The 26,354-nt window shown below is 46.3% G+C and carries 20 protein-coding genes; 19 read left to right on the forward strand and 1 reads right to left on the reverse strand.

From position 1 onward, the window contains the following. Positions 1 to 9 precede the first annotated feature (9 nt). The 18 genes from AC4G47_RS03605 (at position 10) to AC4G47_RS03690 (ending at position 24,210) form a co-directional block, all read left to right on the forward strand. Positions 10 to 993: an ABC transporter permease gene (locus tag AC4G47_RS03605; RefSeq protein ID WP_036606891.1), complete on the forward strand. Its 984-nt coding sequence runs from the start codon at positions 10 to 12 to the stop codon at positions 991 to 993. Between the two features lie 15 nt (positions 994 to 1,008). Next, on the forward strand, positions 1,009 to 1,911 hold the full coding sequence (locus tag AC4G47_RS03610) for a carbohydrate ABC transporter permease (RefSeq protein ID WP_491104803.1): 903 nt from the start codon (positions 1,009 to 1,011) through the stop codon (positions 1,909 to 1,911). A 187-nt stretch (positions 1,912 to 2,098) separates the two neighbouring features. Continuing rightward, the gene (locus tag AC4G47_RS03615) at positions 2,099 to 3,787 is read left to right on the forward strand and encodes an ABC transporter substrate-binding protein (protein WP_491104804.1); all 1,689 of its coding nucleotides are present in this window, start codon (positions 2,099 to 2,101) and stop codon (positions 3,785 to 3,787) included. Between the two features lie 387 nt (positions 3,788 to 4,174). After that, positions 4,175 to 5,872 carry an ABC transporter substrate-binding protein gene (locus AC4G47_RS03620; RefSeq protein WP_491104806.1) on the forward strand — a complete coding sequence of 566 codons (1,698 nt, stop codon included), beginning with the start codon at positions 4,175 to 4,177 and terminating at the stop codon, positions 5,870 to 5,872. A 317-nt stretch (positions 5,873 to 6,189) separates the two neighbouring features. Next, the gene (locus tag AC4G47_RS03625; RefSeq protein ID WP_491104808.1) at positions 6,190 to 7,887 is read left to right on the forward strand and encodes an ABC transporter substrate-binding protein; all 1,698 of its coding nucleotides are present in this window, start codon (positions 6,190 to 6,192) and stop codon (positions 7,885 to 7,887) included. A gap of 188 nt (positions 7,888 to 8,075) precedes the next feature. Next, a complete protein-coding gene (locus AC4G47_RS03630; protein ID WP_491104809.1) occupies positions 8,076 to 10,457 on the forward strand; it encodes a glycoside hydrolase family 95 protein in 2,382 nt (793 codons plus the stop codon). A 16-nt stretch (positions 10,458 to 10,473) separates the two neighbouring features. Beyond that, positions 10,474 to 11,835, forward strand: a complete 1,362-nt coding sequence (locus tag AC4G47_RS03635) for a GH1 family beta-glucosidase (protein ID WP_491104810.1) — start codon at positions 10,474 to 10,476, stop codon at positions 11,833 to 11,835. Positions 11,836 to 12,158: 323 nt separating this feature from the next. Further along, on the forward strand, positions 12,159 to 12,422 hold the full coding sequence (locus AC4G47_RS03640) for a hypothetical protein (RefSeq protein ID WP_036606904.1): 264 nt from the start codon (positions 12,159 to 12,161) through the stop codon (positions 12,420 to 12,422). Between the two features lie 318 nt (positions 12,423 to 12,740). Continuing rightward, positions 12,741 to 13,715, forward strand: coding sequence for a ubiquinol oxidase subunit II (cyoA, locus tag AC4G47_RS03645; protein WP_491104811.1), 975 nt, complete (start codon positions 12,741 to 12,743; stop codon positions 13,713 to 13,715). A 21-nt stretch (positions 13,716 to 13,736) separates the two neighbouring features. Next, positions 13,737 to 15,707, forward strand: a complete 1,971-nt coding sequence (locus AC4G47_RS03650) for a cbb3-type cytochrome c oxidase subunit I (RefSeq protein WP_491104813.1) — start codon at positions 13,737 to 13,739, stop codon at positions 15,705 to 15,707. Beyond that, a complete protein-coding gene (gene cyoC / locus AC4G47_RS03655; protein ID WP_036606911.1) occupies positions 15,708 to 16,328 on the forward strand; it encodes a cytochrome o ubiquinol oxidase subunit III in 621 nt (206 codons plus the stop codon). It begins immediately after the preceding gene. After that, entirely contained in the window at positions 16,329 to 16,658 is a 330-nt protein-coding gene (gene cyoD / locus AC4G47_RS03660) for a cytochrome o ubiquinol oxidase subunit IV (protein ID WP_036606914.1), read from the forward strand. It begins immediately after the preceding gene. Between the two features lie 213 nt (positions 16,659 to 16,871). Continuing rightward, positions 16,872 to 17,711, forward strand: coding sequence for a 5-dehydro-4-deoxy-D-glucuronate isomerase (kduI, locus tag AC4G47_RS03665; protein WP_491104815.1), 840 nt, complete (start codon positions 16,872 to 16,874; stop codon positions 17,709 to 17,711). 90 nt (positions 17,712 to 17,801) lie between these two features. Beyond that, positions 17,802 to 18,560, forward strand: a complete 759-nt coding sequence (locus tag AC4G47_RS03670; protein WP_186327970.1) for a DeoR/GlpR family DNA-binding transcription regulator — start codon at positions 17,802 to 17,804, stop codon at positions 18,558 to 18,560. Between the two features lie 77 nt (positions 18,561 to 18,637). Then, a complete protein-coding gene (kduD, locus tag AC4G47_RS03675; protein ID WP_062836432.1) occupies positions 18,638 to 19,390 on the forward strand; it encodes a 2-dehydro-3-deoxy-D-gluconate 5-dehydrogenase KduD in 753 nt (250 codons plus the stop codon). Between the two features lie 37 nt (positions 19,391 to 19,427). After that, positions 19,428 to 20,273, forward strand: coding sequence for a sugar phosphate isomerase/epimerase family protein (locus tag AC4G47_RS03680; protein WP_491104817.1), 846 nt, complete (start codon positions 19,428 to 19,430; stop codon positions 20,271 to 20,273). A 239-nt stretch (positions 20,274 to 20,512) separates the two neighbouring features. Then, positions 20,513 to 21,820 (forward strand): homocysteine synthase, encoded by a 1,308-nt coding sequence (locus AC4G47_RS03685; RefSeq protein WP_036606925.1) that lies wholly within the window; start codon positions 20,513 to 20,515, stop codon positions 21,818 to 21,820. Positions 21,821 to 22,197: 377 nt separating this feature from the next. After that, the gene (locus AC4G47_RS03690) at positions 22,198 to 24,210 is read left to right on the forward strand and encodes a heavy metal translocating P-type ATPase (RefSeq protein WP_491104820.1); all 2,013 of its coding nucleotides are present in this window, start codon (positions 22,198 to 22,200) and stop codon (positions 24,208 to 24,210) included. 184 nt (positions 24,211 to 24,394) lie between these two features. Here the strand turns inward: AC4G47_RS03690 and AC4G47_RS03695 are convergent, their stop codons facing one another. Beyond that, the gene (locus AC4G47_RS03695) at positions 24,395 to 25,126 is read right to left on the reverse strand and encodes a ZIP family metal transporter (RefSeq protein WP_336764765.1); all 732 of its coding nucleotides are present in this window, start codon (positions 25,124 to 25,126) and stop codon (positions 24,395 to 24,397) included. 256 nt (positions 25,127 to 25,382) lie between these two features. On the opposite strand from AC4G47_RS03695, the gene trxB reads away from it, so the two are divergent. After that, a complete protein-coding gene (trxB, locus tag AC4G47_RS03700; protein ID WP_036668032.1) occupies positions 25,383 to 26,324 on the forward strand; it encodes a thioredoxin-disulfide reductase in 942 nt (313 codons plus the stop codon). Positions 26,325 to 26,354 lie beyond the last annotated feature (30 nt).

Here is a 26,354-nt window from a genome sequence, read left to right on the forward strand (position 1 = left end):
GGAACGGAGATGGAAACGCTAACAAAAAAATCCGCTTCCGCGAACAGAAGCAGTGACCCCAAACCGCCTTTAAAAAATCGGCGGAACGGAATTTGGGACAGAATGAAGCAGCAGAAATATCTCTATCTCATGTCATTGCCATTCGTAGCTTGGGTTTTCGTATTTAACTATCTGCCACTATGGGGATGGACGATGGCTTTCCAAAACTATAAACCTGCCAGATCATTTGGTGATCAAGAGTGGGTTGGCTTTAAACACTTTGTAGAGCTGTTCAGTGATGATCGTTTCTATCTGGTACTTCGAAATACGCTCGCAATGAGCTTGATGGGACTGGTTGTCGGTTTTATCGTGCCGATATTCTTCGCCATTCTCCTGAATGAAATGAGAGGCATGTTCTTCAAGCGTGCCGTGCAAACGGTATCATATCTGCCTCACTTTGTATCCTGGGTCGTTGTGGCAGGGATTATTACCAAGATGCTCTCCACCGATGGCGGGATTATCAATGATCTATTGGTAGGACTGAACATTATTGATCAGCCGATCCAGTTCATGGCCAAGGGGAACTTGTTCTGGTACATTGTAACCGCTTCAGATATGTGGAAGGAAACCGGTTGGAATGCCATCATCTATCTGGCGGCGATTACAGGTATCGACAATGAGCTGTATGAAGCTTCCCGTGTAGATGGAGCCAACCGCTGGAGACAAATGTGGCACATCACGCTGCCTGGCATACGGACCACGATTTCCGTACTTTTCATCATGTCAATTGGACATCTTATCAGTATCGGTTTCGAGAAGCAGTTCTTGCTTGGCAACAGTCTGGTCACAGACTACTCGGAAGTACTTGATCTATACGCGCTCAATTATGGTTTGAATATGGGACGATTCTCGTATGGTACAGCCATAGGTATATTCAACTCCGTTGTCAGTATCATCCTTCTGTTTACTGCGAACGGCTTGTTCAAAAAATTCACTAAAGAAAGCATCATGTAGGGAGGGGACGACATTATGGCGAACAAAGCATTCAATGCTACTCGGGGCGATAAACTGTTCGATATATTCAACATCCTCGCGATGACCATGGTGCTGGTTGTAACACTTTATCCATTCCTTAACGTACTAGCCATCTCACTCAATAACTCGACAGATACAGTACGTGGCGGAATTTACTTGTGGCCTCGCGAATTCACATTACAGAACTACAAAACGATTTTTCAATATGATGGATTGCTACAAGGTTTGCAGATCTCCATTCTGCGTACACTTGTAGGTACTGTGCTCGGATTGATCAGTTCATCCATGATCGCCTTTACACTGAGCAGACCTGACTTTGGACTTAGAAAATTTGTTTCCACAACGCTCGCGCTCACGATGTATTTCTCCGGTGGTCTGATTCCGGTGTACATTCTGATGCGTGACTTGAACCTGATCGGTACATTCTGGGTATATGTATTGCCTGGCATGATCAGTGCATTTAACGTGTTCATCATCCGTTCATTCATTGATGGCCTGCCATACTCATTGCAGGAATCCGCGAAGCTGGACGGAGCGAATGACTTTACAATCTATTACAGAATCATCTTGCCACTGTGTAAACCAGTGCTTGCTACCATCGCATTGTTCCTGGCTGTGGGTCAATGGAATGCGTGGTTCGATACGTACCTGTATAATGGTTCAAAGGCACATCTGACCACGCTACAATATGAGCTGATGAAAGTATTGCAAAGTACGCAGCAAGGCTCAGGTGCTGGACGAAATGCCAATGATATGGCGCAGCAAATGACACAGATTTCACCGGAATCGATCAAAATGGCGATTACGATCCTTGTAACGGTTCCAATCCTCATTGTATATCCATTCCTTCAGAAGTACTTTGTTGGCGGTATGACACTGGGCGCAGTAAAAGGTTAAACAAGTGGGTACAGGCTGCCACATAGAGCGGCCGTACATCTACAAATGAAGCATCAGGATACCCGAAGCGCAGCCATTTGGTCTGCGCTTCACCGTATAGGGCTGCGGTGTGGTATTCATGAAGCTATAGACAGGGACAAAAAAGTCCCGGATAAGACAGACATATGAAACAGGGAGGATTACCATTATGGCAAGTTCCAAAATGAAGATTGCACTGGCACCAGTGCTTGCAATGTCTTTACTCGCAGGTTGCGGTGGAGGAAGCGGCGGTGATACGTCGTTCAAGGATACAAGCGCAGAGACAACTCCACTTACTTTTGATTTCTTCAGTGTTGACCCCAGTCCGAACTGGAATGGCATGAAAGATGAAGTAGGTAAAGTCCTTACAGAAAAAACAGGGATAACCCTTAACGGTGAATTTGCCGTTAGTGGTGGTCAAGATAAAATATCCTTAATGGCGGCGAGCGGGGACTATCCGGATATCGTGTCACCCAAAGGAGAGCTTAGCAAACTGGTGGATGCCGGAGCAATGCTCGATCTGACGGATCTGATCGAACAACATGCTCCCAATCTGAAGAAGCTGTATGGTAATTACATGGACCGGTTGAAATACAGTAATGAGGATCAGGCTATTTATGTGCTGCCGACGTATTATGCGGTAGACCAAAAGTACTTTGATGCAGGTGGTGGATTTGGGATTCAGCACCGTGTACTGAAAGAACTCGGATACCCTGAAGTGCGTACACTTCAGGATTACGAGAATGTATTGAAGGCGTACAAAGAGAAGCACCCAACGATTGATGGTCAGCCAACAATCCCGTTAACACTGGACGCGGATGATTGGAGAATCATGATTACGGTAACGAACCCTGCCTTCCAGGCAACAGGTGCTCCGGATGACGGTGAATATTACATCGATCCAGAGACGTATGAAGCAAGTCTGCATTACAAACGTCCAGAGGAAAAAGAGTACTTCCGCTGGTTGAACCATATGTATAACACTGGATTGCTGGATCAGGACAGCTTCATCCAAAAAACAGACCAATACAAATCCAAAATTGCAAGTGGACGTGTTCTTGGTGTCATTGACCAAAATTGGGGCTATTCCGATGCGACGAACGCACTGAAATCAGCAGGCAAGGCTGAAGCAACGTATTCACACTTCCCGGTAACCTTGTCCGAAGACATTATGGATCATTCCTTCCAGGACCCGGGATTTGTATCCGGTTGGGGTGTGGGGATTACAACGACCAATCCTGATCCGGTCCGTACGATCAAATTCTTCGATTACCTGGCTTCTGAAGAAGGGCAAGTGCTGATGAACTGGGGAATTGAGGGCAAACAGTACGAAGTGAAGGACGGCAAACGTGTGATTCCTGCCGACATTCAGGACCAGAAAACCAATAATGCAGCCGTATTCCAGAAAGAAACGGGTATTGGACTGTACACCAATATGTCTGGTCACTATGGAGATGGTGTGAAAGATTCAACGGATAACTACTATACTACGAACTTCCCTGAACAGATTGTGGCAGCATATTCCGATGCAGAGAAAGAAACACTCAAAGCGTACGGTGCTACTACCTGGAAAGACTTGTTCCCGAGTGAAGAAGATTTCCCGATCAAACCATGGGGAGCAGCATACAATCTGCCAACACCAGGTGACTCTAACTACAATGTTATCTTCAAGAAAACACAGGATATCATTCGTAAACGTATCCCAGAAGCCATTCTGAGTACTCCTGAGCAGTTCGATGCCATCTATGACGGCATGATTGATGAAGTGAACAATGCAGGAGCAGAGGACATGGAGAAACAATACACTGAGCTTGTCCAAAACCGTGTTCAATTGTGGAGCGGCGAAGAAGCTAAATAAGTTATCGATTGAACTGATTAAACCGAGAAAGAACCCGGAGAACCGGGTTCTTTTTTATGCCTAAAACGTTTTCTAAAAAACGTTTTATATTTTATATATTCACTATTGACAAGGGGTGTAGGAGCGATTATTATTCAATTATGAAAGCACTTACATTAGCTCGTACATCAGAGAAAAACAACATACATCTCCCTTATTTATTCTAGGGGAATTCCAGAGGGTGACGAGTGAATTAAGGTGTGTGGAGATCCATTCACTGCTTTGTAGGAAGCGCTTTAAATGTTAGAGGAACAAGAAAATTACATTATCTTCATCTGGACACGGTATGTGCAGGTCAGCCTGTTATACAAATATACAGCTTCATTATATCCATAAGGGGGATTACACATGAAGGGCAAAACACCAAAAACATTCGCAATGCTTCTGTTAGCCAGTGCACTTGCAATTACCGCAGGATGCAGTGGAGGAGGAACTAACGCTTCAGAAAAGCCGGTTGATTCTGAAGATACGACCACCCCGGTAACCTTTACATTCTTTGGTGCAGATGCAAGTCCAAGCTGGAACAACATGAAAGATGCAGTGGGCCAAGAGATTACCAAAAAAACAGGTGTTACAATTGAAGCAGAGTACGATGTGAACAATGGTGGCGACCAAAAGATTCCTTTGATGGCTGCCAGTGGTGATTACCCTGATATTATCTTTCCTAAAGGTAACTTGTCGAAGCTGGTGGATGCAGGCGCAATGCTGGACCTGACTGACCTGATTGAGGAACATGCACCTAACCTGAAAAAGATATATGGCGATCAGATGAATCGTCTGAAATACAGTTTGGAAGATCAGGCGATCTATGCTATTCCAACCAACATGGGTGTAGATAACGTCGCTTTTGATGCTGGTGGTGGATTCGAAATTCAGCAAAGAGTGTTGAAAGAGCTGGGATACCCTGAAGTGAAAACACTTGAGGATTACGAAAACGTTCTTAGAACGTATTATGAAAAGCATCCAACGATTGATGGGCAACCAACCATTCCACTGACATTGAATGCAGATGACTGGAAGATCATGATCACCGTAACGAACCCGGCCTTCCAGGCAACAGGCGCACCGGATGATGGTGAATATTACATTAACCCTGAAACGTATGAAGCTATGCTTCACTACAAACGTCCAGAGGAGAAAGAATACTTCCGCTGGTTGAACAAAATGTACAATGAAGGCCTGCTCGACAAAGATACTTTTGTTCAAAAGGATGATCAATACAAATCCAAAATCGCCAGTGGCCGTGTACTAGGTCTGATCGACCAGGACTGGAATTATGGCGAAGCTGAGAACGCTCTCAAAGCAGCAGGCAAGGACGAAGCCACATATGCTCACTTCTCTGTGTCCCTGAACAAGGACATTGTGGATCACACATTCCAGCCAACAGGATTTGACGGATATGGCATCGGGATTACAACTTCGGCCAAAGATCCGGTACGGATTATCAAATTCATGGATTGGCTCGCTTCCGATGAAGGCCAAGTGTTGAGAAACTGGGGTATTGAAGGCGAACACTACAATGTAGAAAATGGAAAACGTGTGATTCCTGACGATGTTCAGGAACGCAAAACCAATGACAACTCCAATTTCACCAAAGAAACAGGAGTTGGATTGTACAATATTTTCAGCGCAAGATACGGTGATGGTGTAAAAGATTCTACAGACAACTACTATACAACGAACTTCCCGGAGCAGATCCAAGCAAGCTACACAGCAGCTGAGAAGGAAACGTTGAAAGCATACGGTATCACAACATGGAAAGATTTCTATCCATCCGAAGACGAATTGAAATTGAAAGATTGGGGCGCAGCGTATAATATGCCTGTACCTTCTGACACAGACTACAACGTAACGTACCAGAAAACACAGGATATCATCCGTAAACGGATCCCGGAAGCTATCCTTGCCAAACCGGAGAACTTTGACAGCGTGTATGACAGTCTCCTGGCTGAACTTGATAAAGCAGGTGCAGTAGAAATGGAGAAACAATACACGGTTTGGGTGAAAGAACGTGTCTCCCTGTGGACTGGAAAAGATGTGAAATAAAATTGAAAACAAGGCATAAAAGCCATTGATTTTCATTGCAAAAAAAGCCCTTCAAAAAGGGCTTTTTTTGTTGTTGACGTAAGGTGGTGATAGCAGTATAATCTATCATGTAAGCACTTTCAGTAAGCGTTTTATAGATATTACGAAAACGTTTTATGATTGTTAAGAGAATTATTTCTCGCTTAAACCGATTGAAATGCTAGCTTTGCAGCAGGCAAGAAAAGATTTTATCGAAAGCGCATTCAAAAAAGTGGTATCCTCAGGCAAAAGCCTGTTATACAGATAAAACCTTCATAAATAATAGGGGGAACTAGACAATGAGAGGCAAAATGAAAGGCAATACACCCAAGACGTTTGCAATGTTGATGCTCGCAAGTGCAATGTTGGTTACAGCTGGCTGTGGGAATTCGGGAACCAAAGAGACTACAGAGTCCAGCGGAACCGAACCAATTACAGTTACGTTCTTCGGAGCGGATGCTAGTCCGACCTGGAACAAGATGCAAGATGCTGTTGGTAAAAAGATCACGGAGCAAACAGGCGTTACAATTGAAGCTGAGTATGATGTAAACGATGGTGGTAACCAGAAGATTGCGCTTATGGCTGCCAGTGGTGACTTTCCTGATATGATCTACCCTAAAGGTAACTTATCTAAACTTGTGGATGCAGGCGCGATGCTGGATCTCACGGATTTGATTGAGGAGCATGCTCCCAATTTGAAAAAAATCTATGGAGAACAGATGAACCGTTTGAAATACAGTCTCGAAGATCAAGCGATATATACCATTCCAACCAATATGGGTGTCGATAATGTTACGTTTGACGCTACAGGTGGATTCGAAATTCAGCAAAGAGTATTGAAAGAGCTTGGGTACCCTGAAGTGAAGACACTTGAGGATTACGAGAACGTACTCAGAGCCTATTATGAAAAACATCCAACGATTGATGGTCAACCAACCATTCCATTGACATTAAATGCAGATGACTGGAAGATCATGATCACGGTAACGAATCCGGCTTTCCAGGCAACAGGTGCACCGGATGATGGTGAATATTACATTGACCCTGAAACGTATGAAGCAAAACTGCACTACAAACGTCCAGAGGAAAGAGAATATTTCCGCTGGTTGAACAAAATGTACAATGAAGGCCTGCTGGACAAAGATGCATTTGTTCAAAAGGATGACCAATACAAGTCCAAAATTGCCAGTGGCCGTGTGCTCGGTCTGATTGACCAAGAGTGGAATTATCAAGAAGCGGAGAACGCGCTCAAATCATCGGGCAAGGATGATGCCACATACGCTCACTTCTCTGTATCACTGAACGACGAAATTGTGGATCACACGTTCCAACCAGCCGGATTTGACGGTTATGGCATCGGGATCACAACTTCTGCCAAAGATCCGGTGCGTATCATCAAATTCATGGATTGGCTCGCTTCCGATGAAGGACAAGTTCTGAGAAACTGGGGTATCGAAGGTGAACATTACAACGTAGAAGATGGTAAACGAGTGATTCCAGAAGACGTTCAGGACCGCAAAACGAATGACAACTCCAATTTCAGTAAGGAAACAGGAATTGGGATGTACAACGTATTTAGCGCAAGATACGGTGATGGTGTAAAAGATTCAACGGATAACTACTACACAACGAACTTCCCAGAGCAGATTGTAGCTGGTTACACAGCTGCCGAGAAAGAAACACTGAAAGCTTACGGTATCACGACCTGGAAAGAGTTCTATCCGGCTGAAGAAGATCTGCCAGTTAAGGATTGGGGCGCAGCATATAACATGTCAGTACCTTCCGGTACAGACTATGAGGTAACATTCCAGAAAACGCAGGATATCATCCGTAAACGGATTCCGGAAGCTGTTCTGACTACACCAGCAAACTTTGATGCAACATATGATGCTCTACTTGCTGATTTGGACAAAGCTGGTGCCGTTGAAATGGAGCAACAATTTACGGTTTGGGTTAAGGAACGTGTCTCCCTGTGGACAGGAAAAGACGTAAAATAATATGAATTGTCTGCAATCCATGGTTGCACAAGGAGAGGCCCTGTAAAGGGCCTTTTTTTGTGGATGATATGATGATTTACATTGACGCAAATTTTGAAATCACATATAATTTTCTTATTGTAAGCACTTACCGAAAACGTTTTATGCTAACGAGAGTTTTACAGTTTATTTAGGAACAGGAGCTAATCATGTCCCAACATAATAATCAAACCAAAATCAATCGTTTATGGTATCGACAACCGGCAAAACGCTGGGAAGAAGCGCTCCCCATCGGGAACGGCCGTCTTGGAGGCATGGTGTACGGTGGCGTAGCAGATGAACGAATTCAGCTCAATGAAGATACGCTATGGTCAGGATTTCCACGGGATACGATTCAATACAGCAGCCAACGGTATTTGAAACAGACGCGTGAGTTGATCATGTCCGGACAGTATGGTGAAGCTGAGGATTTGTTAAACCGTGAAATGCTCGGTCGTGATGTAGAGGCCTACCAGCCGATGGGTCACTTTCTATTGCATCATGAAGGTCTGGATGATCTTTCGTATGATGCATTTGAGCGTGAGCTTGATCTGAAATCAGGTATTGCAACCACGGCTTATTCATGGGAAGGAACTCGATATGTGCGTGAAGTGTATTCCAGTGCTGTGGATGATGTGATGGTCTGCATATTGACTGCTGACCGGAAGGGCGCTGTGAACGTAAGTGTTTCTCTAGACAGTCCACACCCTTATCAGGTTCAGACTTCGGGAGATGTACTCACCATGTTTAGTCGGTGCCCCAGTCATGTGGAATCCAATTACTTCAGAGATCACCCGGAATCCGTTATCTATGAGGAAGATCGGGGAACGGCATATGCTGTCCGTGTAGCAGCTACGGCATCAGGCGAGCAGGTGAAGATCTCCAATCTGGAAGGAAAGCTACATATTCAGGGTGCTGATCAGGTTGTTTTCTATCTTGCAGCAGCTACGTCTTTTGAAAGTTATGATGTGTTGCCTGTGAAGGGTCATCTTGTATTGGAAGAGGAATGCAAGGATATGATCTCCAAAGCGATCACACATGGCGCGGAAGCGCTTCGTGACCGACATGTTCAAGATCATAGCGCGTTGTTTAACAGAGTCTCTATTGATCTAGGTGTATCGGCTAACGCAAATTTACCTACAGATGAGAGACTGCAAGCCTATCAAGCAGGTGAACAAGACTCTGGGCTAGAGGCACTTTATTTTCAATATGGAAGATATCTGTTAATGGCTAGTTCACGTCCGGGAAGTCAGCCTGCCAATCTGCAGGGAATCTGGAACCACCAGGTGGAGCCGCCGTGGCACAGTGACTACACAATCAACATCAACACCGAGATGAATTACTGGCCGGCAGAAGTCTGCAATCTCAGTGAATGTCATGAGCCGCTGTTTGATATGCTGACAGATCTCAGTGATACAGGGCGCAGAACAGCGCGGATTCTCTACGGAGCACGTGGATGGACTGCGCATCATAACGTGGATATCTGGAGAACCACCACGCCTACTGGCGGAGACGCGAGCTGGGCATTCTGGCCGATGGGCGGCATGTGGCTGACCTCTCATCTATGGGAGCATTACCAATTTACCGGGGATCAACGTTTTCTTGAGGAACGTGCGTATCCCATCATGAAAGAGGCTGCCTTGTTCTGTCTCGACTGGCTAGTGGAAGGACCTGACGGTTATCTGGTCACGATTCCATCCACTTCACCAGAGAACAAGTTCCTAACAGAAGACGGAGAGGCGCGCAGTATATCCATGGCTTCAACGATGGATATGACGTTAATTCGTGAATTGTTCAGCCGCTGTATTGAGGCTGCGAAGCAATTGAATCTAGATGAGTCATTGGTGAGCGAGTGGGGGGAGGCTCTGGACAAACTCTATCCATTCCGTATTGGAAGCGAAGGACAATTGCTGGAGTGGTTTAAGGATTTTGCTGAATCTGAACCAGGACATCGTCACGTCTCCCATCTGTACGGACTGTATCCGGGCGAGCAGATTAATCGCGTGCATACACCGGAACTTGTGGAAGCAGCACGAGTGTCGCTTGAACGTCGTATCTCACAAGGTGGCGGGCATACAGGATGGAGCTGTGCATGGTTGATCAATCTGTATGCACGACTGCTGGATAAGAACCAGGCACATCAGTTTGTTCGCACATTGCTGGCCCGATCCACGCATCCGAATCTGTTTGACGACCATCCACCGTTCCAGATCGATGGAAACTTTGGAGGTACGGCTGGAATAGCCGAGATGTTATTGCAGAGCCACTTGAACGAGTTACATTTACTGCCGGCATTGCCTGACCTATGGTCTCAAGGCCATGTTGAAGGGCTTCGTGCAAGAGGTGGTTACACGGTGAGCATAACGTGGGCGGACAACAAGCTCGCGTCAGCAATCATTCAGGCAGACCGAAATGACTCGCTGACCATTCGCAGTGCTTATCCGCTACGAGTGGAAGGGCACGAACAAGCCAAGGCAGAACTTACGCCTCAGGGCGATTATGTAGTTATTTTAACCATGACCGCAGGACAGACGATCCGCGTGTCATCATGAGACGGAGGAGTAAACCATGACGATTTTTAAATTTCCGCAAGATTTTCGCTGGGGGACAGCCACAGCTTCCTATCAAATAGAAGGAGCGGCTCAGGAGGGTGGACGTGGGGTATCCATCTGGGATACGTTTGCGCGCACGCCTGGCAAAGTATATAACGGAGACAATGGTGATGTCGCGTGTGACAGTTACCACCGATATGAGGAAGATATCGAATTGATGAAGAAACTCGGAATTAATACGTACCGATTCTCCATTGCCTGGCCGCGTATTATTCCTGACGGAGATGGTGAGATCAATCAAGAAGGTCTGGACTTCTACCACCGCTTCGTGGATGCATTGCTGGAGGCTGGCATCGAGCCGTTTCTCACACTGTATCACTGGGATCTTCCACAAACGCTGGAGGATGACGGGGGTTGGGGGAACCGGAGAACTGTAGATGCTTTTGTGAAATATGCCGAAGTCATCTTCAAAGAATTCTCAGGCAAAATCAACTTTTGGCTGACATTCAACGAACCATGGTGTATCGCGTTCCTGTCGAACCTTCTTGGTATCCATGCGCCAGGAAACAAAGACCTGCAAACATCAATTAATGTTGCTCATGGTCTGCTGGTTGCTCACGGTAAAGCCGTACAATCCTTCCGTCGCTTGGGGACAACCGGACAGATCGGTATTGCTCCGAACGTATGCTGGGCTGAGCCGTACAGCAAATCTCCTGAAGATCAGGCTGCGTGTGACCGATCAATTGCGCTCAATACCGATTGGTTCCTTGATCCGATCTACAAAGGTTCATATCCGCAGTTTATGGTGGATTGGTTTGCAGAAGCGGGTGCTACCGTACCTATTCAAGAAGGTGACATGGAGATCATCTCACAACCGATCGACCTGCTGGGCATTAACTACTACACGATGGGGATCAATCGCTTCAATCCAGATGCAGGTGCTCTTCAATCGGAAGAAGTCGATATGGGCTTGACCAAGACGGATATCGGCTGGCCGGTGGAATCGCGCGGTTTGTATGAATTCATGCATTACTTGCAGAAATATGGAAATGTGGACGTATACATCACGGAGAATGGTGCCTGCATTAATGATGATCTGGAGAATGGCAAAATTAATGATGATCGCCGGATTGCCTATTATGAACAGCATTTGGCTCAAATTCACCGCATCATTAATGATGGCATTAACCTTAAAGGATACATGGCGTGGTCACTGATGGATAATTTCGAATGGGCAGAAGGCTACCGTATGCGATTCGGTCTCGTTCATATGGATTATCGTTCACTGGTGAGAACGCCGAAGGAGAGCTACTACTGGTATCAGAATGTCATCAAGAATAACTGGTTGGAGACACGGAACGAACATAATCCCCAATAGACACAATGGCAGGGTTTAAGGAATAATGAGAAAGACGGTAGCTTTGGAGTATTCCAATGCCCGTCTTTTTTTGTTTTTCCACAGATGAAAATGAGTAGTTCATAAAGGTTTCATAAGGTCAAGTGTGTTTTCTGTTATGAAGAGACTGTTTTTGGGTTATAAGAAGTAAGGAAGAAAGTAATAATGAATTGTCAACAGGTAAAATTAAAATAAAGTGTCCAAATTGCGAAGGAAATTTGAACATTTGTTGACTAAAAATCATACTGATGTGGTATATTGATATAAGGAAAGCACTTACAAAAAGGGAAAAGGAAGTGTTTACTATGGCATCGAAGACAGCAATGGTTAGCCAATTGGAGCGCAAAGACAAAAATATGCGGCGCGCCGTCTTGACGATGACAGTCCTGGCATGGGTCGCACTCATTACGGGAGTGATCATGTGTCTGATTAATCTGAATGAATTTAACGATCGTAATCTTGGCTTGATGGTCGGTATTGGATTCCTTGTAGGTAGTGTGTTTATTTACGTTATTGCCAAAGCGATTGGCCTTGTTCATACACGCCGGGAAGACGAAGGCGCCGATTGATTATAATCCTGCGTGTATTCGTTCATAATAAGACTGGATAAGTACCCGGAATCCAGTCAATAAAGCCCTTTGCGGATTCGTTGACACTGTTCAACGGAACTGCAAAGGGTTTTATTTTGTGACTTGATGTGTAAAGATGAAAATAAGTAAATATCAACCATGCAAGCGATTTGTGAGAAAAAATTCACACATTTAAGGTGTAAAATCGACAAATTTGTTAACAAGAACAAAAAAGTTGTTCATTTCTGATATCTTTAGTAGGAAGAGAGTAGTATACTGTTTTTTCAGTATGAGCGAATTTAAGGAGAGGGGATCAAAATGAACAAGAAACCTAGGTCGCTAACCCGGATCATCATTCCGGTTGTCCTGACGTTGGTTACAATTGCATTGATTGTCTGGCCAATGCTGGCAGGCGGGCAGTACGTTGTTCTGGATCCGAAGGGACCAATTGGCGCTTCGCAGAGAGATTTGATTGTCATCTCGACAATTTTGTGTGCTGTCATCATTGTGCCAGTACTCATTTTGTCTGCCGTAATCGTATGGCGTTACCGCGACAAGCCGGATAACAAAGCTGCTTATGAGCCTAACTGGTCTCATAGTACGAAGGCTGAGGCAATCTGGTGGACGGTTCCAATTATTATTATTGGACTGCTTGCGATTGTTACGGTTCGTTACACGTATGATCTGGAGCCTTCGAAGCCACTGGCTTCTGAGAAAGCACCGATTACCATTCAAGTGTCTTCACTGGATTGGAAATGGCTGTTTATGTATCCTGAGCAAGGGATTGCAACGGTCAACACGTTGAATATTCCGGCAGATCGGCCCGTGAAATTTGAACTCACTGCGGATTCACCAATGAACTCGTTCTGGATTCCGCAACTTGGAGGACAAATTTATACGATGTCGGGTATGGCGATGACCTTGTACCTGCAGGCAGATCATGAAGGTAAGTACTGGGGTTCCGGTGCTAACTTCACAGGTGAACATTTTGGAGAAATGCGTTTTGATGTGAATGCTACATCGGACGAAGATTTTGACAAATGGGTAGCTGATGTGAAACAGAATTCTCAGGAATTGACCACAGAAGGTTACAGTGCACTGGCTGAACCAGGAAAAAGCAATGTTGCTTATTATTCTGCCTTCCCTGAAGGATTGTTCCAAAATATCGTAACCAAGTATGTTGTAGATGGTCAAAGTGCTCATAGCAAACATGGAACTTCAAACGAAGCTTCTGGAGCCATTCAAGATGCAACTGATACGTCCAATCAAGACGAGGACAAGAGTGCTAACTAAAGATTCGAAAGGAGGCCCCCAATGTTAGAGGGACTTAAAGAGTTTGCATCGGAGTTTTTCGTAACCGGTGATCCGCTCATTTATGGTGCGATGGTAGCTATCGGAATCACCATGATTACTATTGTAGCGGTGCTAACTTATTTCAAAAAATGGGGCTGGCTCTGGCGTAACTGGTTAACGACTGTCGATCACAAAAAGATCGGTATCATGTATATCATCGCTTCCATTATCATGTTGTTCCGTGGTGGTGTGGATGCGCTAATGATGCGCCTTCAGCTGGCTATGCCTAACAATGAATTTCTAAATCCTGAACACTATAATCAGGTCTTCACAACTCACGGCACGATCATGATCCTGTTCATGGCGATGCCATTTATGTTTGGTCTATTTAACGTTATCGTACCACTACAGATCGGAGCAAGAGACGTTGCGTTCCCGTTCCTGAATGCACTCAGCTTCTGGCTGTTCTTCTTGGGCGCAATGCTGTTTAACCTGTCCTTCGTTATCGGTGGTTCACCGGATGCGGGATGGCTGAGTTATCCGCCTCTATCGGAGCTGTCGCACAGTCCGGGGGTAGGACAGAACTTCTATATATGGGGTATACAGATATCAGGTATCGGTTCCCTGGCTACCGGTATCAACTTCCTGGTTACCATCATTAAAATGCGTGCGCCAGGCATGAGATGGATGAAAATGCCGATGTTCACATGGTCGGTATTCTCTACTTGTATTATCATCTTGTTCGCTTTCCCAATCTTGACCGTGACACTTGCATTGCTATTCCTCGACAGGTTTGCCGGGGCGCATTTCTTCACACTTGATTTGGGCGGTAACCCAATGATGTATGTCAACTTGATCTGGATGTGGGGTCACCCTGAGGTATACATTGTCGTCTTGCCGGCATTCGGTGTATTCTCCGAGATTGTAAGTACCTTCTCTCGGAAAAAACTGTTCGGTTACAAGTCGATGGTATTCGCAATGTTGATCATCAGCTTCCTGTCCTTCTTCACATGGGCGCATCACTTCTTCACGATGGGTTCCGGAGCAGACGTGAATGCATTCTTCGCCGTAACTACGATGTTGATTGCTATTCCAACAGGGGTTAAGATATTCAACTGGCTGTTTACCATGTATCGAGGAAGGATTCGCATGGCGACTCCTATGATGTGGACACTTGCCTTTATCCCGTGCTTTATTGTCGGGGGTATGACAGGCGTTCTGTTATCCGTTGCTCCTGCTGACTTCCAGTTCCACAACAGTTACTTCCTGATTGCCCACTTCCACCAAGTATTGATCGGTGGCGTTGTCTTCGGATACTTCGCAGGTCTGTATTACTGGTGGCCTAAAATGTTCGGTTTCCAACTCGAAGAGAAACTGGGCAAATGGGCATTCTGGACTTGGAATATTGGTTTCTATGTCTGCTTCATGCCGCAGTACGCTGTCGGTTTGATGGGTATGACACGTCGTCTGAGCACTTACGGCTGGGATACTGGCTGGTGGGAATTGAACTTCGTATCTACAATCGGGGCATTCCTGATGGGTGTCGGGTTCCTGTTCCAAGTTGCGCAAATCGCAGACGGTATTCGCAAATACAAATCACTCAAAGCTCCTGCCGATCCATGGGATGGCCGTACGTTGGAGTGGTCAATACCTTCACCAGCTCCTGAATATAACTTCGCCGTTACACCGCGCGGAGATGATATTGATGAGTGGTGGGAAGAGAAAGAACGTCGTGCCAAAGGCATCTATCCGCCTGAGCAACCGCTTGAGCCGATTCATATGCCGAAGAACTCTGGAATTCCGTTCATCATGTCTGTCTTCTGGTTCATCGCCGGTTTCGGCTTTGTCTTCGGATGGTTGTGGATGGCAATTCTCGGACTCGCTGGCGTAGGGATCTGCATGATCGCTCGTTCATTCTCATACGATACGGATTACTATATTCCGGTCGACGAAATTAAGCGTACCGAAGCGTCGTTAAGGGGGTCGGTATAGATGGCTCAAGCAGCCGCTAAGCACGGTGAGAATCATGCACATGGTCACGACCATGGACATCATGATCCACAGGAAATGAAAATTCTCGGATTCTGGTTCTTCCTGATTTCCGACGTTATCCTGTTCTCCGTATTGTTCGCAACCTTCATTGTGTTGCGTGACAATACGGCGGGCGGACCAATTTTGTCTGAATTGATCAAAATGCCTGGTGTTATTGCTGAAACATTTATCTTGCTCACAAGTTCATTCACGAGCGGACTAGCCGTATTGGCGATGAATCAAGGCAAAGTAAAACAATTAATCAGTTGGCTGGCCGTTACAGCCGTTCTGGGTGCAAGCTTTATCGCACTGGAAGTATATGAGTTTATTGAGTTGATTCACGAAGGGTTTAGCTTTACAACGAGTGCTGCTTCTGGCGCATTCTTCACCCTTGTGGGAACTCACGGACTTCACGTATCGCTCGGTCTGATCTGGATGATTGGACTTATGTTACAACTGAAAAAACGTGGTATTACCGATGTTACTCGCGGTAAAATCAACGTAATCAGCTTGTACTGGCACTTCTTGGACGTCGTATGGATTTTCCTCCTGTCGATCGTCTATCTCATGGGGGTGATGTAGATGTCAGAGCACAACTCACATGATTCCCACGGTCATGAGCAACATGGTTCACTGAAGTCTTATGTCATCGGCTTCATCCTGTCCGTCGTTCTGACAATCATTCCACTTGTGGTGGTTCTCAATGATATGATGGAAAGAACAGGAACACTCATTGTTGTTCTTGGCACAGCGGCACTGCAGTTTGTGGTTCAACTCTTCTTCTTCATGCATATTCGTGAAACAGAGAAACCACGCTGGAATGTTATGGCTCTTATCTTCGGTTTGCTGATCATGATGACTATCGTGATTGGTTCGATCTGGATTATGCTTAACAACGCTGTTGCACATTAATATGTGATCAAAGAGATCTCCCGGTCTGTATTACAGACTGCGGGGATCTCTTTTTGTTTTTTATTGAGAAATACACATCATTAATAATTAATTAGATGAATTTTTTTGAAAATAAAGGTACACAAAAGGTACATAATGAACTAAAATGAACTTATATGAACATTAATAATATCAATCTCAACTAATTTAAATGACGAAGGGAATGGATTAATAATGGAAAATCGCTATGCTGCACACCCCAATGAAGTGAAAACGTATGATACATCTCGCCTGCGTGAGGAATTTTTGATGGAGCAACTGTTTGCAATCGATGAATTGGTAACGGTGTATTCTCATGTGGATCGTTATATTGTGGGAACGGCTGTACCTGAGAGCAAGGATATTGCGCTTGAAGTAAACCTGAAGGATATCGGAACGAACTTTTTCCTGGAGCGTCGTGAAATCGGTATCATTAATGTAGGTGGTCACGGAACAGTGACAGCGGATGGACAAGGCTATGAGATTGGAGCGAAGGAATGCCTCTACATCGGTAGAGGTGTGAAGGAAGTCGTGTTCACGAGCAGTGACAAGGCTCAACCTGCCCAATTCTATTTTGTATCCACACCGGCACATCACACCTATCCAACGGTAAAAGCAACGCAAGAACAAGCTCAGCCGAATCATCTGGGCAGCATCGAAACTTCCAATGAGCGTACGATCTATCGTTACATTCACCAAGGAGAAGGTGGAATTCAGAGTTGTCAGTTGGTGATGGGCATTACCGAACTCGACAAGGGCAACATGTGGAATACCATGCCTGCTCATACCCATAATCGCCGTTCCGAAGTATACTTATACTGGAATCTGCCTGAAGACGGCGTTGTATTCCACATGATGGGTGAGCCGAACGAAACGCGTCATCTGGTTGTACGTGATCGTCAGGCGATCATCTCCCCAAGCTGGTCCATTCACAGTGGTGTGGGCACAAGCAACTACACGTTCTGTTGGGCAATGGCTGGTGAAAATCAGACGTTCGAAGATATGGACGGCGTAGCCATGAAAGACCTGAAATAATAAATTACAGATATTTGAGTGAAATTGACAGGGTAGACACTTGAACTATTCTTATTCATTTTAACTCAGAGGTATAGGAAGTTGATTGTGATGAATCCATTGAAAAGACATGAAAAAATTATGGAGGCTCTGTTGGAGCGTCAGGAAGTAACCGTCAGTGATCTGAGTGATCTGTTGCAGGTAACTGGGAAGACTGTGCGAGAGGATCTCGACAAGTTGGAGAGCATGGGACTGCTCGTACGTGTCCATGGCGGGGCTATGCTGGCTCAGAATGACCAGTACGGCATCCTCAATAGCCGTGGAGTCACAGAGAAGCATCATCCGGAGAAGACGGAAATTGCTGAGCGTGCCCTTGCTTACATTCGACCTGGAGATATTGTTGCTCTCGATGGTGGCAGCACCACGCTGGAGATGGCCAAACGTCTCGACAATCAGCCACTGACGGTAGTGACTAATGATCTGTTCATTATTGCGGAGCTAACCAAAAAGGAGCAGGTGCGACTGGTTGTACCTGGCGGGGCTCGTGTACGGAATATGCTGGTGGGGGATGATACGGCTGCGTTTATATCCGGTCTTAACATTCACAAAGCCTTTATATCGACGACGGCTCTTCATCCGGACTTTGGTTTATCGATCTACACGGGAGATCTGGTTCCTTTGAAAAAAGCAATGATATCTGCCTCGCAGCAGGTATACGGCGTTGTGGATCATTATAAATTCGGACAATTTGCACTTCGGACTTTCGCTCAGTGTTCGGAACTGGACTACATTATTAGTGATGGTCGTCTGGATGAAGAGACGGCTGCCTTGTACGAGCAGAGCGGTGTCACAGTGGATTATCAAAGTTAACATCATATATCATTCACGGGATTAAAGAAACGTTAAGAGCTATTGTTTGCACATCAAACCATGCGGAGGAATCATTCATGAACCCATTTGATTTAAGCGGACAAGTTGCACTGGTGACAGGTACCTCGGGAGGACTTGGACAAGGGATGGCCATTGGCCTGGCAGAAGCGGGCGCTGATGTGGTATTGGTCTCTTACTCCAAGCCTGCGGAAACGGCAAGTGCGATTGAAGCACTTGGGCGCAAAGCTTATGTGATTGAAGCGGATTTAAGTCGTGAAGATGAGTTGTCGGCTGTGTTCGAACAGGCGCTTGCGTTCCAGGGCCGGATTGATATTCTGGTCAACAATGCCGGAATCATTCGCCGCACACCTGCGGCCGATCATGCAGGGCAGGACTGGCACGATGTAATTGGCCTCAACCTGAACACGGTATTTTTCCTGAGCCAATTGGCCGGCAGACATATGATTGAACGCGGAAGCGGTAAAATCATTAATATTGCATCCATGTTGTCCTATCAAGGCGGGATTAATGTACCGGGTTATACAGCCAGTAAACATGGTGTTGCCGGTTTAACCAAAGCACTCGCCAATGAATGGGCAGGTAAAGGTATTCAGATTAACGGGATCGCACCGGGTTACATGGAAACCGATAATACAACCCAGATCCGTGCGGACGAAAATCGTTACCGGGATATTACAGCCCGTATTCCTGCTGGGCGTTGGGGTACACCGGAAGATCTGAAAGGCCCGGTTGTTTTTCTCGCTTCCGCAGCTTCAGACTATTTGAATGGTCATGTACTGAATGTCGATGGCGGCTGGATGGCTCGTTAATCGCTTAATGATCGGACTTGCATAAGGAGGCAGTGACATGAAACTTGGTATTCTGGCGCATACATTTGGCAAACAGCCTACAGCGGAGCTTGCGCAGACGATTGCGGATAACGGATTCAATTCCGTGCAGCTGGCGCTTGCCAAAGCATTATCCGATGTGGACTCGTCCAATGGCAAATTAAGTCCTGGACTTGCGAATGAGATTGGAGATCAATTTGCACAGCGCGGGGTGAAGATTGCGGTACTGGGCTGTTATATTAATCCGATTGAATCTGATCCGGTAACAAGGCGTGCGGACATTGATCGTTTCAAGGAGCATCTGCGTTATGCCCGGGATTTTGGTTGCAGCATGGTGGCAACGGAGACCGGGGGCTTGGACACCTATCAGGATACACATCCGGATGGATATGAAGAGAAGGCGTGGAGCGTGCTAAAGGAAACGGTTGAGGAGTTGGCTGAGGAAGCCGAGAAGTGGGGCGTACATGCGGCGATTGAGCCTGTGTCCACCCACACCCTTCATACCCATGAGCTTATGACACGGTTGTTTGAAGAGATTCCTTCTTCCAATCTGGGGATGCTGTTCGACCCGTGTAATCTGATCAAACAGCCGCACGCAGCAGATCAAGGGGCTTTCTTGCGCGAGGTGATGGAGTCACTGTATCAGCGCATGATCGTGATTCATGCCAAGGATGTAGCCTTCGACGCACAGGGAGAGAAGTTCAATCCTGTACCTGGGGCGGGCATACTGGATTATCCGTTATTTTTTGAATTGTTAAAAACATATAAGCCACATATCGATATTTCACTTGAAGGCGTAACTGCGGAAGAAGCTGTGCCTGCGGCCAAACATTTGCGTGAAGTATGGAGTGCAGTTCGAGTTTAAGCAAAAGCTTAGATTTGGTATTGCATACCGAAGCCAAAATTGCCGAAAAACCTTTGCGAGGGCAAAGGTTTTTTTGGTACAGTAATCGATTAAATACATATTAATTATTTCTTATCGGAAAAATCGGAAATAATTCTTTTCAAATGCAACATCTTGTGAGAGAATATGGAAAACATACGCCGCCATGTCAAGACATCAGGGACTCAGAGAACGTATATACCAAGGGAGGATTCAGATTTATGTCAAACGAACGTGAGCTTTCATTTGAAACATTGGCAATTCATGCAGGCCAGGAGATTGATCCAACCACCAACGCACGGGCAGTGCCCTTGTATCAGACGACATCCTATGGATTCAAGGACACCGAGCATGCAGCTAATCTGTTTGGTTTGAAAGAGTTTGGCAACATCTATACCCGCCTGATGAATCCAACAACCGACGTTTTTGAGCAACGGATTGCGGCGTTGGAAGGCGGAGCTGGGGCGCTCGCTACAGCTTCCGGTCAGGCAGCTATTACGTTTTCACTTCTGAATATTGCCGGTGCAGGGGATGAGATCGTGTCTTCGGCGAGTTTGTATGGGGGGACGTACAATCTATTCTCGACTACTTTGCCGAAACTGGGCCTGGACGTGAAATTTGTGGATTCCAGTGATCCTGAGAATTTCCGTGCAGCGATTACGGAGAAAACCAAAGCGTTGTATGCAGAAACGATCGGTAATCCGAAGGGGAATGTACTGGATATTGAAGCGGTGGCAGCCATCGCCCATGAACATGGCATTCCTTTGATCGTGGATAATACGTTCCCGAGTCCGTACTTGCTTCGTCCCATCGAACATGGAGCTGATATCGTTGTTCACTCTGCGACGAAATTTATTGGAGGTCATGGTACATCCATTGGTGGCGTGATCGTGGATAGTGGAAAATTTGACTGGAAAGCAAGTGGCAAGTTCCCTGGATTGACGGAGCCGGATTCCAGTTATAACGGTGTTGTATATACGGAAGCGGTTGGACCAATCGCTTATATTATCAAAGCACGGGTACAACTGCTACGCGATCTGGGTGCAACGATCTCTCCATTCAACTCATGGTTGTTGCTGCAAGGACTGGAGACATTGCACCTGCGTGTGGAACGTCATAGTAGCAACGCTCTGGCTGTTGCGGAATTTCTTGAGAAACATGAGGATGTGTCTTGGGTAAGTTATGCAGGTCTGCCGAGCCACGGCTCTTACGAGCTTGCACAGAAGTATCTGCCAAGAGGGCAGGGTGCCATTCTGACTTTTGGAATCAAAGGTGGTGCGGATGCGGGTCGCAAATTGATTGAAAGTGTTAAACTGTTCTCTCACCTTGCAAACGTGGGCGACTCCAAATCACTGATCATTCACCCGGCGAGTACAACTCACGCACAGTTGACCGAAGATGAACAGACTGCCGCAGGGGTTAACCCGGAGCTCATTCGCCTCTCTGTGGGTACAGAGAACATTCAAGATATTATCTATGATCTGGAGCAAGCGATCAAAGCAAGTCAGGGAGCAAGTGTAGGCGCGTAAATAAACAGGTCAAACGAATATTAAATGATGGTTAAAGCCGTTGTCCTTCGGGACAGCGGCTTTTTGTTTTTTTGAACACGCATTTATGAGTTACCGTCGAAAAATGCCCATTTACAAATGAGGATCACAGGCATATACTGATTAAAAGTTGTGTTGAGTAAAAACAATTGCATAAGCGCAAAAATGATTATCATTCTCATTCGAGATCATTTCAAAGTCATTCACAAAACCATGCTGCTGCGGGATTCCCGCAGCAGCATGTGTCATTTTTAGGGCATTAACAATGGCTCTCATTCTCAATACAACTTCATTTTAGGGAGCGGGATTGAGCAGACTCGTCATCCACAAACCTACCATTCGAAAGGAACGTGATTCATATGCAAGCAATACATCAACCTTTACACAGACAGAAGCAAGCAGAGCAGCTCTCGTCCCAGACACCAGGTCCAAACCGGGGACGTAAGCCTGATTTTCGAGCCATGTTACAAAATAAAGAGATGCAATCTGCATTGGGCAGTGGGCTGTTGATGCTGATTGCCTGGGGAACTGCACCGTATTTTGGTACATTGTCCATCATGCTTTACATTGTTGCCTATGCCGTTGGCGGTTGGACCAAAGCGAAGGAGGGCATCGAGACACTGGTCAAGGACCGTGATCTGGATGTAAATCTACTGATGATCGCCGCTTCACTTGGGGCAGCAACCATTGGCTACTGGAATGAAGGTGCAATGCTAATCTTTATTTTTGCACTCAGTGGTGCATTGGAAAGTTATGCGACAGAACGAAGTCATAAGGATATCTCATCGTTGCTGGCGCTCAAGCCAGAGACTGCACTACGGATTGAGGAGGGCCAGGTGAACCTCGTGGCTATTGAGGATCTACAGCCCGGTGATCTGTTGTTGGTAAAACCCGGAGAACTAATCCCAGCGGATGGTGTGGTTTACCGAGGGAGTTCTTTTATCAATCAGTCGTCAATCACCGGAGAATCCCTGCCTGTGGACAAAGTTGCTGGAGATGAGGTCTATGCAGGTACGGTAAACGGGGAGGGTGCATTGTACGTAGAGGTCACAAAATCGGCTGAAGGGTCGTTGTTCGGCAAAATCATTAAAATGGTGGAAGAAGCCCAGGCGGAAGTGCCGGATTCCCAGCGTTTCATGGAGCGATTTGAAGGGATTTACGCACGTATTGTTGTAGGAGTAACCTCACTTGTGATTGCAGGAACTCCGCTGTTGCTCGGCTGGACATGGGATGAGGCATTTTACAAAGCAATGGTATTTCTGGTTGTCGCTTCGCCCTGTGCGTTGGTGTCTTCCATTATGCCTGTCATGTTGTCTGCGATGTCCAGCAGTGCTCGCCGTGGAATTCTCTTCAAGGGAGGTGCACACATGGAGAATATGGCCCGGACACGGGTCGTGGCTTTTGACAAGACAGGTACATTGACCATGGGCACCCCGCAAGTCACCGATATTCTAACGGTTAAGAGCGTAGATCGCATGCAACTTTTATCTGCGGTAGCGGCAATTGAAAGTCTCTCCATGCATCCCTTGGCTCGTGCCATTGTAGATCAGGCAAACAAGGAGAACATTACTCTTCAGGAAGCGGAGCACGTACAGGCTATGACAGGTTGGGGCATCGAAGGAACTGTAAACGGTGTGGTCTGGAGAGTCGGTAAAACAAATGGAATGGAATCAATGCCGTCAGAGGAGATGAAAGACAGCAACATTGATCTAGGTAAACATGATGTTAACCAATTGAACGTATCTTCAGAATGGGGGGATATATGCTCCCGTCTTGAGGGAGAAGGGAAAACCGTATCTGTTGTTATGGCAGATGGTGAAATAGTCGGATTGATCGCTATGCGAGACACGGTTCGTCCTCAGGCAGCAGCAGCAGTGAATAGGCTCAAATCGATGGGTGTACAGGTTGCGATGTTAACAGGTGATCGGGCCAGATCCGCTTCTGTGATTGCGCGTGAAACAGGAGTAAGCATGGTCTATGCAGACTTGTTGCCTGAAGATAAAGTGAAGCAGGTACAGGTACTGCGTAAACAGTATGGTCCTGTGCTGATGGTAGGGGATGGTGTTAATGATGCGCCGGCACTTGCGGCGGCAACAGTTGGTATGGGGATGGGGTTGTCGGGGAGCGGCACTGCACTGGAGGTTGCCGATGCGGTGCTGATGAATGACAACATTGAAGAGATCGCGTGGGTGATTGGGCAGGCTCGGCGAGCGCAGCGTACAGTAAAGCAAAATATGTGTTTTGCCATCACGGTTATTCTGGCCTTAATTGCGGGTAATTTTTTTCAAGATGTCGCATTGCCTCTGGGTGTTGTAGGACATGAGGGCAGTACAATTCTGGTTATTCTGAATGGGCTTAGACTGTTGAGGTAATCAGTATTGAAGAGATGGGGGAAGAGGGCGTAATGCCTCTGACAGGCAATCCCACGAATTTCATGGAATCTTCATTTATGGCTAAACAAAGAACCCGGTCGACAGTCTTGGACTGTTCGCTCGGGTTCTTTATGTTGTGTATAAGGGTGCCTTATTGGTTGTAATGTAAGTATTCGTTCTGCAATTAGAACAGTTCGGTCAGACCGATCATTGTGATGAGTCCGAGCAAAAAGGACATCGTCGCTACACGTGCATTGCCGTCACCGTGACTCTCAGGAATGAGTTCCTTATAGACGATGAACATCATCGCACCGGCTGCAAAAGCCAAACCATAAGGGACAAGACCAGCTACGAGACTACTTAATGTATACCCGATCATAGCTGTAATAATCTCTACGGCTCCGGTCAGGGTGGCAATACCTAGTGCTTTGAAGCGGCCAATGTTCTGATTTACTAAGAAAAGAGCCACCAGGAATCCTTCCGGTGCATTCTGCAATCCGATGGAGAAGGCAATGAGATTGCCCAGGTTCTCATCCGAGCTTGCATAGCTGACTCCAACGGATAATCCTTCCGGCAGGTTATGCATGGTGATGGCTGCAATAATCATGAAAGCTTTGGCTTCGATTTTGAAAGGCATCTTCTCGGGATTCTCCAGATCGACGTGTGGAATCTTCATCTCCAGCACCAGTAGAACCAGGCTACCAAGCAAAATACCAAATGCGAGTACAAAAAGGTTTGATTGGCCAAGCGCTTCCGGAATGAGGTTATACACTGAAGCCGAGGTCATAATACCTGCGGCGTAGGCCAGCAAGATATCACGCAGACGGTGTGATATTTTGCGCATAAATAGAATCGGTACGGCCCCTAGGCCGGTAGACATGGCTGATATAAAACTGCCAATGAGTGCATCGTTCATGCTTCCATTTTCCCTCCTGATGAAGACTTCTTCATAATCGCTGCCGAGCATTGACACCGTACATAAAAGAGATCATAATGAACAACAGATTAGAATGATTATAAATTAGAATTCCGTTTCTGCATAGGGCAATTGTCATTTCGCAGGCAGGACTTGTGGACATGATGTGGGCTTTTCGTTCTAGTGTATGCAAAAGTATAAGCTTTTGATGCCGGAGAGCCCAACCTTTTTGTAGAACCCGGGGGAGGAACTATACATGTATAAATCAATTATTATTGGAACAGGCCCTGCAGGGCTGACAGCAGCAATCTATCTGGCACGTGCCAACTTGAACCCACTCGTTATTGAAGGACCACAACCTGGTGGTCAATTGACAACAACGACTGAAGTAGAGAACTTCCCAGGTTTCCCTGATGGGATTATGGGTCCTGAACTGATGGACAACATGCGCAAACAAGCAGAACGCTTCGGTGCTGAGTTCCGCACAGGTTGGGTGAACAACATTGACATGAGCGAGCGTCCGTTCAAGATTCAAGTTGAAGGTATGGGTGAGCTCGTATCGGAAACGTTGATCCTGTCTACAGGCGCATCTGCTAAATACCTTGGTATCCCTGGCGAAGAAACGAATGTAGGCCGCGGTGTCAGCACATGTGCAACATGTGATGGATTCTTCTTCCGTAACAAAGAGATCATCGTCATTGGCGGTGGAGACTCTGCTCTTGAGGAAGCAAGCTTCCTGTCCCGTTTCGGTTCGAAAGTGACGCTGGTACACCGTCGTGAAGAACTGCGTGGCTCCAAAATCATGCAGGATCGTGCACGCAGCAACGAAAAAGTAGAAATGGCTCTTAATCGTACGCCACTCGAAGTACTTGCTGGCGACAACGGCGTGACAGGACTCAAAGTGTTGAACAACGAAACAGGTGAAGAAGAAGTGATCCCGGCAAGCGGCGTATTCGTAGCCATTGGCCACACACCGAACACTGGATTCCTTGGTGGACAGATCACTACGGACGAACACGGTTATATCTTGACTACACCGGGTACATCCGAGACGAACATCCCAGGCGTATTCGCATGTGGTGACGTTCAGGATACACGTTACAAACAAGCAATTACAGCTGCAGGTAGCGGATGTATGGCTGCCATGGACACAGAGAAATACATTGAAAGCTTGGAGCACAGCGCAGTTGTTTTGTAATAAAATGAGCCGATCCTAAACAAACTATAG

This window comes from Paenibacillus sp. Negev47 (assembly GCF_058313655.1).